Raw genomic sequence first — 14211 nt, forward strand, 5'->3', positions numbered from 1 at the left:
CGCATGGCATCCACTCTAGGAAGACACCCCCGGCGATGCCCACCGGGCTAACGCCGTGCCGTCAGCGCCGGGATCAGCACGGGCGTGCGGTCGCGGTAGGCGCGGTAGTCGGCGCGGTCGCCCCAGCGTTCGTCGGCGCGCTTCTCGAGGAGCGGGATGCCGCTCACGCGGGTCAGCAGCAGGATGACGAAGAGCGGCGACAGCACCGCGACCCACTGCCAGCCCTGCAGCACCGGCGCGGCCACGAGGAAGACGCCGATCCAGACCAGGATCTCGCCGAAGTAATTCGGGTGACGCGAGCGCGACCAGAGGCCCGTGCGGATGAACTCGCCGTCGTTCGCCGGGTCGGCCCGGAACGCCTGCTTCTGCAGGTCGGCGACGACCTCGAGCGCCATCCCGAGCAGCCAGACGATGACACCCGCGATGACGAAACCGTCGAGGGGTGCCCGGCCGTCGGCATCCGCACTCATCGCGATCCACGCGGCCGAGGCGGTGAGGGCGACCCAGAGGCCCTGGATGCACCACACCTGGAAGAAGCGCAGCGGGCGCGTCTTGATCTCGTCGAAGCGTCCGTCGGAGCCCGAGCGGTGCACCCGCGCGAAGAGGAACGAGCCGAGGCGCGCCGCCCACACGATGACCATCGCGGCGAGGATCCACCCGCGGGCATCCTGCGCCGGAGCGAGAAGCGCGAGGGCGACCGACACGGTGATGAAGGTGAGGCTCCCGGTGAGGTCGAAGAAGCGCTCGGTCCGACGGATCGCCGAGGGGATGAAGACGAGGACCTGGATGCCGAACGCCGCCGCCACCGCGAGGGCGAACACCGGGATGCCGCCGACCTCCGCCCCGCGGGAGCTGCCGGCGACGGCCAGGCCCACTCCGATCGCGAGGGAGACGACGACCGCGATGAGCGCCGCGCGGTTCTGCGCGCCGGGGGAGCGCTCCGTGGTCGAGGGGACGGGTGCGCTCATGATGCGGCTCCTTGGTACAGGGTGTCGATCGTGTCGGCGGCGCGATGCAGGACCTCGCGGCGCTTGATCTTGAGAGTGGGTGTGACGAGCTCGCGATCGTCGAGGTCGGCGACCACGAGGATGAAACGACGTACCTGCTCGCTCCGCGCCACCAGGGCGTTCGCGGCGTCGACGGTGGACTGCAGGTGCGCGCGGAGTCGGGGCTCATCGATGGTCCGGAGATCTCCGGGCGAGCCCGCGGCGAACGTCCAGCCCTGGGATGCCGCCCACGCGGCCGACTCCACGGGATCGAGGATGAGGAGGGCCGACAGGTACGGCTTGCCCTCGCCGACCATGACGGCGTGCTGCACGAGGGGGCTCGCCTCGACCGCCCCCTCCCAGCGGGCGGGGACCACGGTCTTGCCGTTCGAGGTGACGATGACGTCCTTCAGACGGCCCTCGAGGATGAGGCGCCCGCCGTCGTCGATGCGGCCCAGGTCTCCCGTCCGGAAGAAGCCGTCGACGAACGCCTCGGCATCGTGGCGCGGGTCGCGGTAGCCGGCGAACACGCCCACTCCGCGAGCGAGCACTTCGCCCTCGGGGCTGATGCGCACCGTCGAGCCGGGCAGGGGGAGCCCGACCGTGCCCGACACGATGCGGCCGGGGAGATTCCCCGTCAGCGGAGCGGTGGTCTCGGTGAGCCCGTAGCCCTCGATGACCGGAACGCCGATCCCGCGGAAGAACAGCGACAGGATGCCGTCGAGGGTCGCCCCGCCCGAGAGGATGTAGTCCACGCGGCCGCCCATGATCGCGCGCAGCCGGGAGTAGAAGAGGGCGTCGAACACCGCCCCGCGCACGCGGAATCCCAGAGGAGCGCGGCGCCGGCGTCCGGCATCCTGCTTCTCGGCCAGTCGTCCGCGCGCGACAGCCGTCGAGACGGCGCGCGCCCAGACCCGGCCGACCTTCATCCGCGCCGCCTTCTCGGCGGCGGCGGCCTGGATCTTCTGCAGCACGCGCGGCACGACGACGAGGAACGTCGGGCGGAGCACCGAGAGGGCGGGCACGACCTGCGCGGGTTCAGAGAGGTGCGCGATGCGCATTCCGCTGGCGATGCAGATGAGCTGCAGGCCGCGCGCGAGCACGTGGGCGAGCGGGAGGAAGATGATCGTGTTCCCCGTCGGGGTGACCACTTCGCGGTAGGCCGCGGCGATGTTGAGCACCTGCCCGAGGAAGTTCGCGTGCGTGAGCACAGCCCCCTTCGGCTCCCCCGTCGTCCCCGAGGTGTAGACGATGGTCGCGGGGTGGTGGTGGCCGGCGAGCGTCCGGCGGCTCTCGAGCTCGGCGTCCGAGATGTGCGTCCCACGGGCGGCGAGCTCGTCGAGCGACGGGATGCCATCGACCCCGCGCATGGCCCAGGTGCCGATCGCGTCGGTCCCCGCGAGCGCGGTGTTCAGGAGGTCGGCGTGCGCCCGAGACCCCGCGATGGCCAGGCGCACGTCGGCATCGCGCACGATCGCGTCGACCTGCGAGGCCGAGGACGAGTCGTACACCGGGACGACGACGCCCCCGGCGAACCAGGTCGCGAGGTCGGCGACGGCCCACTCGTAGCGCGTCGGCGCCATGATGGCGACGGTGTCGCCCGCCGCGAGACCGGCGCCCATCATCCCCTTCGCGAGCGCCCGGACCTCGTCGAGGAACGCGGCGGTCGTCACGGGGCGCCACGCCGCGGGATCGTCCGTCGGCACGTCGAACGCGACGTGGTCGGGGGCGTCTGCAGCGCGGCGAGCGAGAAGGTCGGTCACGTTGCCGAACTCCTCGAGGCGCGCCAGAGCGGGCGTGGTCGTCTCGATCATCTGTCCTCCGGGTGCGAGAGCGCGGCCGTCGGAGAAAACGAGCCGCCGAGATCTGTTCGGAGGAGTGCGCGAATCGGATGGGTGTTGCGCGTGGAGGTGCGCCGCCCTCCTCGGCATCCCGGAGTCAAGCCCCACCCCTTTCAGGGATCTCTTCAAGAGCGCCGTGTACCGTCTGTCCCGGTCTGCGCGACGTCACGTGCTCAGGTCGACTCCATAGGCGGTGTCGTCGACGGGTGGGTGGGCGCGCTCGGTCACGACACGGGAGGCGATCACCATCAGCACGCTGACAGCACCCGTGGTCGCCCCCGTCGCGAAGGCCCCCGGCCCCCTCGACAAGGTCCGCAACCTGCCCTCCCTGACCGGACTGCGCTGGGCGACCGCGATGCTGATCTTCGGCCATCACCTCATGGCCGTGGAGTACTTCGGCGGCACACCCGGAGTGATCTGGGGCAACCTCTTCGAGGCGGGGAAGACGGGCGTGACCCTCTTCTTCATCCTCTCGGGGTTCGTCCTGGCGTGGGGGTACAAACCGCAGCAGACCGCGCGCTCCTTCTGGTGGCACCGCATCGCGCGGATCTACCCGCTGCACCTCGTCGGCGTCGGGCTCGCGCTGATCGCCGCGGCCACTCTCGTTCCCGAGATCCGCGCCGACGGCACCGCGCCCGTGGTCGCGAACGTCTTCCTCGTCAACGGCTGGGTGCCGGACTGGTGGCAGGCGGGAAACCCCGCGAGCTGGTCTCTCGTGTGCGAGGCGTTCTTCTACCTCACCTTCCCCTTCCTCATCCGCCCGCTCGCCCGTGCGTCGAACCGGGGTCTCGGGGTCGTCGTCGTGGCATCCCTCGTCGTCGCCGCTCTCGCTCCGCAGCTCGCGTCGATGTCTCCCGTTCCGATGTCGGCCGCATCGACGCCGCTGCTGCGGATGCCCGAGTTCGTCCTCGGCGTGACGCTCGCGCTGTTGATGAAGAAGAGCACCTGGCAGCCCGTCCGTTTGATCGTCGCGGTGCCGCTCGCGGTGGCCGGCTACGCGCTGTCCGAGGCGCCGACGCTGCCCGGGACCGACATCCACCCGGGGCTCGCCGCCACGGTCGGCTTCTACGCCCTGCTCGTCGCGTCCCTCGCGAACGCCGATGCCCGCGCGAGCTCGACCTTCCTCGCCCGACCGCTCTGGCAGGAGCTCGGCCGGGTGTCGTTCGCCTTCTACCTCGTGCACCTCCTCGTGATCGCGTCGGTCTCGTCGGCGTGGCCCGACGGGCACCCGCAGCTGCCGTGGCGGCAAGCCGTGCCGCTCGCGCTCGCCGCTTTCGGGATCGCCCTCGGCCTCGCGTGGGCGATGCACAAGCTCATCGAGATCCCCGCCCAGCGGTGGCTGCTGCGGTACGACCGGTCGCGGACGACGCGACCCGTCGCCGCGCGCGGTCGGGCGGACCTCCTCCCGAATCGCTAGGCCCGCGAGGTCATCGACGCGCGAACCCTCGGTGTCCGTGCGGTGTCTCGGCTGGACCGGATGCCACCCGGGACGGCATCCTGTGAGGTGGACGAGAGGGCGGGCATGGCGCAGCGCACGGCGAAGAGGTACGGCATCCGGGTCATCGTGGGGAGCGCCGTCGCGGCGCTGGCTCTCGCGTTCGGCGGAGGCGTCAGCCCGGCATCGGCGGTCGCGCCCGTCGTGCGCGACAGCGGCCGGGTCGTCGTCTACTACCAGAAGCAGTTCGTGAACGGTTCGACGGGTGCCTACATCTCGCCACTGCCGCTCGTCACCGAGCACACCGGCGTGGACGTCGTGAACCTCGCCGCCGTGCACATGAACGCCGACGAGCTGAAGCTCAACGACCTGCTGCCGGACGACCCCTCCTTCGACACGATGTGGGCCGAGCTCCGGCAGATCCAGGCGTCGGGGGTCGCCGTCGTCGGCATGATCGGGGGCGCCCAGAACGCCACCTGGCAGAGCCTGACCGACGACTACGACGTGCAGTACGCCCGGCTGCACGACTTCGTCACGGCGCACTCCCTCGACGGCATCGATCTCGACGTCGAGACCGACACCGACATCTCCGTGGTCGAGCGGGTGATCGTCGATCTGCGCGCCGACTTCGGCTCGACGTTCCTGGTGACGCTGTCGCCGGTGACGGCGGCGCTCGTCGGCGAGGACAACCTCTCGGGCTTCGACTACGACGATCTCTACGCCAGCTCGGGGCAGGCGATCGACTGGTTCAACACCCAGTTCTACTGCGGCTGGGGCGACCCGACGCCGGACGAGTACGGCGCGATCGTCGACTACCAGAGCACGCGGGGCGCGGGGATCCCGGCGAGCAAGATCGTGATGGCGGTCCTCACGAACCCCGACAACTGCGGCAGTGGATGGATTCCGCTCGCGGAGCTGACGGCATCCATCCAGGAGATCAAGGCGGAGACGCCCACCTTCGGCGGAGTCGCGGGGTGGGAGTACTTCAACTCGCTACCCGGCGGGCCCGACGCGCCGTGGAAGTGGGCGGGGGAGATGCGCGCCGCGATCGACGCGCCGCTGCCGACTCCCACCCCGACCCCGACGCCGACCCCGACCCCGACGGTGAGCCCCACCCCGACTCCCACACCGAGTGCGACCGTGCCCATGCTCGCGGCGAGCGGCCTCGACACCGGCGGGCTCGTCGGGGGCGGCGTCATCGCGAGCGTGGTCGCGATCCTCGGCGGAAGCGTCCTTCTGCTCGCCGCGCTCCGCCGCCGCTCCACCCGATGAGCCGGGGCCGGCGCGCCGGGGTTCTGGCGACCGCCCGCGCTCGCGGTTAGGCTCGCCGGATGTTCTCAGCTGTCGGAGGCGCCCACCTGTTCATCCTTCTGGCCGGCTGGCTGGTCGCTCTCGCGGTCATCGGCCTGGTCGTCTACTTCGTCGTGCGCCTCGCGGTCCTGCACGCGCTCAAGGCCCACACGCGCTGGGTGGACGGCGGCAAGCCGTAACCCGCGGCACGAGAACAGGCTCCGCGCCGGGGACAGGCCGATTCCGCTGATTCCGGCCTGTCTCCGTGGCATCCCCTGTTCTGGTGACGGCCGTGGTTCCCCGCCGACTCCCGGCGACACCTCGGTACACTTCCCTGTGCCCGAAACACCCCCCACCCCCGATCAGGACATCGCGCCGGATGCCGCCGCGCCCGATGCCGCGGCTGCGCCGGTGACCGACGTGGATCCGGATGCCGCTGATGCCGATGCCGCGGCTGCGCCGGTGACCGACGTGGATCCGGATGCCGCTGACGCCGGTGCCGCGCCCGAGGTCGAGCCCGTGGCATCCATCGATCCGACCGAGCTCGAGATCGCGCTGCGCGTGATCGACGCCGCCTCCTCGCTCGACCACGAGGACCCCGCCTACATTGCGCTGCGGCGCCAGACCGGCAAGCTCTACAAGGACGTCAAGCGGCAGTCGCGGCGCGAGAAGCGCCAGCGCATCGCCGATGCCGATCGCGCGGTCGTCGCCGCCACCGCGACCGGAGCCGCCGACCGCATCGACGACGAGACGCGCGGCATCCCGCTCGCGACCCGAACGACCACGCCCTTCGCCGGAGAGCTCATCAAGGCCCGCGCCTGCTACATCTGCAAGCAGGACTACACGCTCGTCGACGCCTTCTACCACCAGCTCTGCCCCGACTGCGCGGCGATGAGCCACGCGAAGCGCGACGCCCGCACCGACCTCACCGGCAAGCGCGCGCTGCTCACGGGCGGCCGCGCCAAGATCGGCATGTACATCGCCCTGCGCCTGCTGCGCGACGGCGCGCACACGACGATCACGACGCGCTTCCCGCGCGACGCCGTCCGGCGCTTCTCGTCGCTGCCCGACAGCGCGGATTGGCTGCACCGACTCAAGGTCGTCGGCATCGACCTGCGCGACCCCGCCCAGGTGATCGGACTCGCCGAGTCGGTGGCATCCGATGGCCCTCTCGACATCCTCATCAACAACGCCGCGCAGACCGTGCGGCGCTCGCCGGGCGCGTACAAACCCCTGGTGGATGCCGAGTTGGCGCCGCTTCCGGACGGACCCCTGCCCGAGCTGGTGACCTTCGGCCACACGAACGACGCGCACCCGCTCGCGCTCGCCCAGTCGGTGTCGTCGCACCCGATCCTCGCCTCGGCCGCGCGCACGGCCGAAGAGCTGACGGCCGAGGCGATGGCCGCGGGCTCGTCGTCGCTCGAGCGCCTGATGACCGGAACCGCGATCGACGCGGGCGGGCTCATCCCCGACGAGGACCGCATCAACAGCTGGACGCAGTCCGTCGAGCAGGTCGAGCCGCTCGAGATGCTCGAGGTGCAGCTGGCCAACATGACCGCGCCGTTCCTGCTCGTCAGCCGGCTGCGCCCGGCGATGGCCGCATCGCCCGCGCGTCGGAAGTACGTCGTCAACGTCTCGGCGATGGAGGGCGTGTTCGGCCGCGGCTACAAGGGCCCGGGGCACCCGCACACGAACATGGCCAAGGCTGCGCTGAACATGCTCACGCGCACGAGCGCGCGCGAGATGTTCGAGACCGACCAGATCCTCATGACCGCCGTCGACACGGGCTGGATCACCGACGAGCGCCCGCACTTCACCAAGGTGCGTCTGGCGGAGGAGGGCTTCCACGCCCCGCTCGACCTCGTCGACGGCGCGGCCCGCGTGTACGACCCGATCGTGCGCGGCGAGGCCGGTGAAGACCTCTTCGGCATCTTCTTGAAGGATTACCGCAAGAGCTCGTGGTGACGGCGCCCGGCGCCCGCCGCTCGCACCCTCGCACCCTCGCACCGTGAGTGTCCAAAACACCCGGACATTTTTGTGAGGCGTCCGGGTGTTTTGGACACTCACCGGCCCGAATGCGAGGGATGCGGCGCGCCGCGCGCCCGTGCCAGGCCGAGGTGCGTGAGCACTCAGGCCTGCGGTCGCAGCACCCCTTCGTCCACGGGAAACGTCACGTCGTAGAACACCTGCGGCGCTCCCACCGCGCCCCAATCGTCTTTCTTGACCCGGATGCCAGAGGTCGAGACCTCGGCGATGCGCACCCGCAGCCACGACCCGTCGTCGAGGCGCAGCTCGTACATGTCGGCGAGGTAGCCGATCCCGCGCTCGTCCAGCGTCTCTTCGGCGGTGAGCCAGTCAACCGCTTCCGTCGCGCGCCGACCGAGCAGATCGATGACGACGAAGCCGTCGCCGAGAGGCTCCATCCACCCGAGCACCTCGCCGTCGGGGCGTCGGTGCGTGATCCAGTCGCTGCGCATGGCGTCGAGCCTATGCGCCGGGGTGGGGCGCGCGGGGTGCGCTGAGTGTCCAAAACACCCGGACGTTTTTCTGAGGCGTCCGGGTGTTCTGGACACCCAACGTGGTGAGACGCGGGCAAGGGGGCGGGCGCCGGCCCGCACCACTCAAGACCACCGGCCCGTAGACAACTCGATTACCGAGCCGTAACCTAACTGCATTACCGGTCAGTAACTCAACGAGGAGTTGTCATGGGCTCAGACCGCTCGTACCGCGAGCTCGTCGACGAACTGCGCGAGCGCCGGGCCGTCGCGGCTGAAGGAGGACCCGCCCCAGCCCGCCAGCGCCACACCGCCCGCGGCAAGATGCTCGCCCGCGACCGCATCGACGCGCTCCTCGACGTCGGCAGCCCCTTCCTCGAGGTCGCGCCGCTTGCCGCGTACGAGATGTACGGCGGCGACTGTCCCGCCGGTGGCGTCGTCGCCGGGATCGGGCTCGTGCACGGGCGACACGTGATGGTCGTCGCGAACGACGCGACCGTCAAGGGCGGCAGCTACTTCCCGATCACGGTGAAGAAGCACCTGCGGGCGCAGGAGATCGCCGCCGAGAATCGCTTGCCCTGCGTGTACCTCGTCGACTCCGGCGGAGCATTCCTCCCGATGCAGGACGAGGTCTTCCCCGACCGAGACCACTTCGGTCGCATCTTCTACAACCAGGCACGGATGTCGCGCGATGGCATCCCGCAGATCGCGGCCGTGCTCGGCTCCTCCACGGCGGGAGGCGCGTACGTCCCGGCGATGAGCGACGAGACCGTGATCGTGCGGAACCAGGGCACGATCTTCCTCGGCGGACCGCCGCTCGTGAAGGCCGCGACCGGTGAGGTCGTCACCGCCGAAGACCTCGGCGGTGGCGTCGTGCACACCCGTGTCTCGGGCGTGGCCGATCACCTCGCCGAGAACGACGAGCACGCGCTGCGGATCGTCCGCGACATCGTCGACACCCTCCCTCCCCCCGAACAGCGGATGCCGGCCCCCGCCGCCGACCCCGCGCGGGATCCGCGAGAGCTCGAGGACGTCGTGCCCGTCGAGCTCACCACCCCCTACGACGCGCGCGAGATCGTCGCGCGGATCGTCGACGCCGGCAGCATCCACGAGTTCAAGCGGGAGTACGGCGAGACGCTCGTCACCGCCTTCGCCCGCATCGAGGGGCACCGCGTCGGCATCGTCGCGAACAACGGCGTCCTCTTCGGCGAGTCGGCGCTCAAGGGCGCGCACTTCATCGAGCTCTGCGACCAGCGCGGTATCCCGCTCGTCTTCCTGCAGAACATCGCCGGCTTCATGGTCGGCCGCGAGTACGAGTCGGGAGGCATCGCCAAGCACGGCGCCAAGATGGTCAACGCCGTCGCGTGCGCGTCGGTGCCGAAGCTCACGGTCGTCGTCGGCGGCTCCTTCGGCGCCGGCACGTACTCGATGTGCGGACGCGCGTACTCGCCGCGGTTCCTCTGGCTCTGGCCCGGCGCGCGCGTCTCGGTCATGGGCGGGCCGCAGGCGGCATCCGTCCTCTCCACCGTCCGTCGCGACCAGATCGAGGCCGGCGGCGGCGAGTGGTCGGCCGACGAGCAGGCCGCCTTCGAGGCTCCCGTCCGCGAGCAGTACGAGCGGCAGGGGAGCCCGTACTACTCGACCGCGCGGCTCTGGGACGACGGGATCATCGAACCGAGCCAGACCCGCGACGTCCTCGCCCTCGCTCTCGACGTCGTCTCCCGTTCGCCCCTCGACGCGCCGGGCTACGGCGTCTTCCGGATGTGACCCGCATGTTCACCACCGTCCTGATCGCCAACCGCGGCGAGATCGCCTGCCGCATCATCCGCACCCTCCGTTCCCTCGGCATCCGGTCCGTCGCCGTCTACAGCGATGCGGATGCCGGCTCCCGGCACGTCCACCTCGCCGATGTCGCGGTGCGCCTCGGGCCCGCGCCGGCGGCGCGGAGCTACCTCGATGTCGACGCCGTGATCCGCGCGGCGCGCGAGACGGGAGCCGAAGCGATCCACCCCGGGTACGGGTTCCTCGCCGAGAACGCGGCCTTCGCGCGCGCGTGCGAGGAGGCGGGGATCGTGTTCGTCGGCCCGGGCGCCGAGGCGATCCGGGTCATGGGCGACAAGATCACCGCCAAGCACGCGGTCGAGGCACGCGGGGTGCCCACGGTCCCGGGCGTCGCTCGCGCCGGGATGACGGATGACGAACTCATCGCCGCGGGTGAGGAGGTGGGCTACCCGCTCCTCATCAAGCCGTCGGCGGGCGGCGGGGGCAAGGGCATGCACGTCGTCGAGGAGTCCGCTGCCCTCCCGGAAGCGATCTCCGCGGCTCGGCGCGAGGCGGCGGCGAGCTTCGGCGACGACACGCTGTTCCTCGAGCGGTACGTGCGGAGTCCGCGGCACATCGAGGTGCAGGTGCTCGCCGACGCGCACGGCGGGGTCGTGCACCTGGGTGAGCGCGAGTGCTCGCTGCAGCGCCGCCACCAGAAGGTCATCGAGGAGGCGCCGTCTCCCCTGCTCGACGCTGAGACCCGGGCGCGCATCGGTCGGGCCGCGTGCGAGACCGCGCGCAGCGTCGACTACCGCGGGGCGGGAACGGTGGAGTTCATCGTGTCGGCCGAGGCGCCGGGGGAGTTCTTCTTCATGGAGATGAACACGCGCCTGCAGGTCGAGCACCCCGTCACCGAGGAGATCACGGGGCTCGACCTCGTCGCGCAGCAGCTGCGCATCGCCGCGGGCGAGCCGCTCGGCTTCAATCAGGATGCCGTCACCCTCACCGGCCACGCGATCGAGGCGCGCGTGTACGCCGAGGACCCGGCATCCGGGTTCCTGCCCACGGGTGGTCGCGTGACGCGCGTGCGGCATCCGGGTGGGGAGGGGATCCGCGTCGACACGGCTCTGGAGGACGGCCTCGACGTCTCGGTCGACTACGACCCGATGCTCGCGAAGATCATCGCGTGGGGGCCCGACCGCGAGAGCGCGCGGCGCCGGCTCGTCACCGCGCTCGGCGACACGGCGGTGTTCGGCTTCGCGACGAACGTGGCGTTCCTGCGGGCGCTGCTCGAGGTTCCCGACGTGGTGGCGGGCGAACTCGACACGGGGCTGATCGCGCGCGAGCTCGAGGCGCTCACGGTCGAGGCGGTCGACGAGCGCGCCTTCGCGGAGGCCGCTCTGATCCTGGATGCCACGGCCTCACGGTCGCGGGAACCGTGGCGGCGTCGTGACGGCTGGCGATTCGGAGCGCCCGCGCCGCGGCGCTACCGCCTCGCGCTCGGCGGGGAGCAGCGCACGGTCGAGGTGACCGGAGCGCGGGAGATGCTCGCCGTCGCGGGACCGGAGCGGGAGGGAGCACGGCCGGCGCGCATCACTCCGCACGACGACGGTCTCGTCTCGGTCACGCTCGATGGCCTCACCCGCACCGTCGCGGCCGAGGGCGACGACGACGGCGCGTGGATCGCCCGCGACGGGGCGGTGCGGCGTCTAACCCTCGTCCGCGCCGAGCATCGGGCGGATGCGACGGCCGACGCCGACCCGCAGCTCGTGTCGCCCATGCCGGGCACGGTGGTGGCCGTGCACGTCGCCGACGGCACCGTCATCGGGGTGGGCGATGCCGTGATGGCGGTGGAGGCGATGAAGATGGAGCACGTGGTGCGATCGAGCGTGGCGGGGACGGTGTCGCTGCAGGCGCGGGTGGGCGACGTCGTGGCGCGCGGGCAGGCGCTCGCGGTGGTCGCGCCGGCGGCCGGCGAGGAGGCTCCGCGCGACGGCGCGGCCCCGGGCGGCACGGATCGCTCCGGGAATCGCGGCACCGACGACGAAAGGGGCGCCGCGTGAGTGGCATCCGGATCATCCAGCGAGGGCTCTACTTCGACGAGCTCGAGGAGGGGGCGACCTACGTCCACAGCCCCGGCCGCACCGTGACCGAGGCCGACAACGTCTTGTTCACCACGCTCACGATGAACACGCAGTCCCTCCACCTGGATGCCGCGTGGTCGGCGTCGACCGAGTTCGGCGAGCGTCTGGTGAACAGCATGTTCACGCTCTCGACGTTGGTCGGCCTCTCGGTCGCGCAGCTCACCCAGGGCACGATCGTCGCGAACCTCGGCTTCAGCGACGTGCGCTTCCCCGCGCCGGTGCGGGTCGGCGACACCCTCTTCGCCGAGACGCTGGTCGCGGGCAAGCGCCTGTCGGCGTCGCGACCGGGCCAGGGCATCGTGGAGTTCGCCCACACGATGCGCAACCAGAATGGGGTGGTGGTCGCCGAAGCGCGCCGCTCGACGCTCATGCTCACCACCCCCGACCCGCTCCCGGAGGAGGCGCCCTGATGCACGGTCCCGCCCTGCTGTTCTGCCCCGCCGATCGTCCCGACCGGTACGCCAAGGCGGCCGCGGCGGCCGACACCGTGATCCTCGACCTCGAGGACGCGGTGGCCCCCGCCGACAAGGCCCGCGCGCGCGAGGCGCTCGCCGCGAGCACTCTCGACCCGGAGCGGGTGATCGTGCGGCTCAACGCCGCGGGGACGCCCGAGCACACCCTCGACCTCGCGGCCGTCCGGTCGAGCGGCTACACGACGGTGATGCTCGCGAAGGCCGAGTCCGCCGCCGACGTCGCTGCGACCCCGGGCCTGCGCGTGCTCGCGCTGTGCGAGACGGCGCGCGGGGTGATGAACGCCCCCGAGATCGCCGCGCACCCCGCCACGGCCGGGCTGATGTGGGGAGCGGAGGACCTCATCGCGAGCATGAACGGACGCTCGAGCCGCTTCGCCGACGGCCGATACCGCGTCGTCGCCCGCACCGCGCGCGCGACCGTGCTGCTGGCCGCTCGCGCGCACGGCAAGGACGCGATCGACGCGGTCCACCTCGACATCGCCGACCTCGACGGCCTCCGGACGGAGTGCGAGGATGCCGCCGCCTCCGGCTTCACCGCCACGGCGTGCATCCACCCGACGCAGGTCGCGACGATCCGCGCGGCCTACGCGAGCAGCGACGCCGAGCGCGAGTGGGCGCGCGCGGTCCTCGCCGAGGCGCAGGAGCAGCCCGGGGTCTTCCGCTTCCGCGGGCGCATGATCGACGAGCCCGTGCTGCGTCAGGCGCGCGAGATCCTGCGGTGACGGCGACCTGGAGAGCGACGCAGAAGGCCAACCGTCGCGCGTCCCTGATGCGGTCGGCGGCGGCGCTGTTCGCCGAGCGCGGCTTCGCGGCGGTGTCGACGGTGGAGCTCGGCGAGGCCGTGGGCATGAGCGGCCCGGCGCTGTACAACTACTTCCCGAGCAAAGAGGCCCTGCTGGCCGAGCTGCTCGTCGACGCCAGCGAGCGCCTGCTCGAGGGAGGACGGGCCCTGGTCGCCGAGGCCGGGACCCCCGACGAGGTGCTGTCGCGGCTCGTGCGATTCCACCTCGACTTCGCGACCGCCGACCCCGACACGATCCGCATCCAGGATCGCGAGCTCGCGCAGCTCCCGGCCGACGCCAACCACCGCGTGCGCAGCCTGCAGCGTCAGTACGTGCAGGAGTGGGATGCCGTCCTGGCATCCGTCCGTCCCGAACTCGATGCCGCCGAGCGCCAGACCCGCCTCCTCGGCACCTTCGGCCTGCTCAACTCGACCCCGCACAGCGCCGGTTCCTCCGGCGACCGCGCGGCCGAGATCCTCGCCGCGATGGCGCTGCGCGCGTTGGTGGGTCGGCCGGCCGAACCTCTGTGACGGTACGGGCCGTCACGCCGGCAGGAAGAACTCCCGCGCGAGCGGGGCGATCTCGATTCCGGATGCCGTCGCGGCGGTGACCCAGCGAAGTTCCACGATCTCGGCATCCAGGACCGGCTGCTGGTCGCCGATGTCGACACGGAAGACGTCCGCGACCACCTCGAAGCCGGGCTCGTTGGCCGCCGCGGCGGCGAACTCTCCGAGCGGCTCGAGGGCGGCGGGATCGACGTCGAGGCGGATCTCCTCGGCGAGCTCGCGGGCGAGGGTCTCGGCCGGCGTCTCCCCGGCCTCCGGCTTGCCGCCGGGCTGCATGAACGCGGTGGTCCCGGCCTTGCGCACGAGCAGCAGGCGCCCGTCGGCGTCGGTGATGACCGCCGCCGAGACGCGGATTCGGCGTGGGGTCGTGGCATCCGTCTTCACCCCCGCACGCTAACACCCGCGCCGGTCACGGCACATGACCCCGGCCTGCGG

13 protein-coding genes are annotated in these 14211 nt (G+C 71.6%); 9 read left to right on the forward strand and 4 right to left on the reverse strand.

Features of this window, described 5'->3' with window-relative positions:
- Positions 1-47 precede the first annotated feature (47 nt).
- Together MTES_RS07930 and MTES_RS07935 are read right to left on the reverse strand one after the other, a co-directional pair.
- A complete protein-coding gene (locus MTES_RS07930) occupies positions 48-968 on the reverse strand; it encodes a DUF1295 domain-containing protein (RefSeq protein ID WP_013584714.1) in 921 nt (306 codons plus the stop codon).
- Complete coding sequence (locus MTES_RS07935; protein ID WP_013584715.1) at positions 965-2800, reverse strand: AMP-dependent synthetase/ligase; 1836 nt, start codon at positions 2798-2800, stop codon at positions 965-967. Before MTES_RS07935 ends, MTES_RS07930 begins: the two co-directional genes overlap by 4 nt.
- 220 nt (positions 2801-3020) lie before the next feature.
- Here MTES_RS07935 and MTES_RS07940 point away from each other — a divergent pair, with 220 nt between their 5' ends.
- The 4 genes from MTES_RS07940 (at position 3021) to MTES_RS07950 (ending at position 7517) form a co-directional block, all read left to right on the forward strand.
- Entirely contained in the window at positions 3021-4244 is a 1224-nt protein-coding gene (locus MTES_RS07940) for an acyltransferase family protein (RefSeq protein ID WP_050901772.1), read from the forward strand.
- 105 nt (positions 4245-4349) lie between these two features.
- Positions 4350-5534: a glycosyl hydrolase family 18 protein gene (locus tag MTES_RS07945; RefSeq protein ID WP_013584718.1), complete on the forward strand. Its 1185-nt coding sequence runs from the start codon at positions 4350-4352 to the stop codon at positions 5532-5534.
- A 59-nt stretch (positions 5535-5593) separates the two neighbouring features.
- Positions 5594-5752 carry a hypothetical protein gene (locus MTES_RS19525; RefSeq protein ID WP_013584719.1) on the forward strand — a complete coding sequence of 53 codons (159 nt, stop codon included), beginning with the start codon at positions 5594-5596 and terminating at the stop codon, positions 5750-5752.
- 262 nt (positions 5753-6014) lie between these two features.
- Positions 6015-7517, forward strand: a complete 1503-nt coding sequence (locus MTES_RS07950) for an SDR family oxidoreductase (RefSeq protein ID WP_050901851.1) — start codon at positions 6015-6017, stop codon at positions 7515-7517.
- Positions 7518-7681: 164 nt separating this feature from the next.
- Here MTES_RS07950 and MTES_RS07955 read toward each other — a convergent pair whose 3' ends face one another.
- Positions 7682-8029: a hypothetical protein gene (locus MTES_RS07955; RefSeq protein WP_013584721.1), complete on the reverse strand. Its 348-nt coding sequence runs from the start codon at positions 8027-8029 to the stop codon at positions 7682-7684.
- A 228-nt stretch (positions 8030-8257) separates the two neighbouring features.
- Between MTES_RS07955 and MTES_RS07960 the strand changes: the two genes are divergently transcribed.
- Genes MTES_RS07960 through MTES_RS07980 form a run of 5 tightly spaced genes read left to right on the forward strand, consistent with a single transcriptional unit; the run spans position 8258 to position 13740 of the window.
- Complete coding sequence (locus tag MTES_RS07960; RefSeq protein ID WP_013584722.1) at positions 8258-9814, forward strand: carboxyl transferase domain-containing protein; 1557 nt, start codon at positions 8258-8260, stop codon at positions 9812-9814.
- Between the two features lie 5 nt (positions 9815-9819).
- Positions 9820-11874, forward strand: a complete 2055-nt coding sequence (locus tag MTES_RS07965) for a biotin carboxylase N-terminal domain-containing protein (RefSeq protein ID WP_013584723.1) — start codon at positions 9820-9822, stop codon at positions 11872-11874.
- The gene (locus MTES_RS07970; RefSeq protein WP_013584724.1) at positions 11871-12365 is read left to right on the forward strand and encodes a MaoC family dehydratase; all 495 of its coding nucleotides are present in this window, start codon (positions 11871-11873) and stop codon (positions 12363-12365) included. Before MTES_RS07965 ends, MTES_RS07970 begins: the two co-directional genes overlap by 4 nt.
- Positions 12365-13150, forward strand: a complete 786-nt coding sequence (locus MTES_RS07975; RefSeq protein WP_043361203.1) for an HpcH/HpaI aldolase/citrate lyase family protein — start codon at positions 12365-12367, stop codon at positions 13148-13150. The genes MTES_RS07970 and MTES_RS07975 overlap by 1 nt, the downstream gene beginning before the upstream one ends.
- Positions 13147-13740 carry a TetR/AcrR family transcriptional regulator gene (locus MTES_RS07980; RefSeq protein ID WP_013584726.1) on the forward strand — a complete coding sequence of 198 codons (594 nt, stop codon included), beginning with the start codon at positions 13147-13149 and terminating at the stop codon, positions 13738-13740. The genes MTES_RS07975 and MTES_RS07980 overlap by 4 nt, the downstream gene beginning before the upstream one ends.
- Positions 13741-13752: 12 nt before the next feature.
- Here MTES_RS07980 and MTES_RS07985 read toward each other — a convergent pair whose 3' ends face one another.
- Positions 13753-14160 carry an NUDIX hydrolase gene (locus MTES_RS07985; RefSeq protein ID WP_013584727.1) on the reverse strand — a complete coding sequence of 136 codons (408 nt, stop codon included), beginning with the start codon at positions 14158-14160 and terminating at the stop codon, positions 13753-13755.
- Between the last annotated feature and the right edge of the window lie 51 nt (positions 14161-14211).

The organism is Microbacterium testaceum StLB037, assembly GCF_000202635.1.
GTDB classification, from domain to species: domain Bacteria; phylum Actinomycetota; class Actinomycetes; order Actinomycetales; family Microbacteriaceae; genus Microbacterium; species Microbacterium testaceum_F.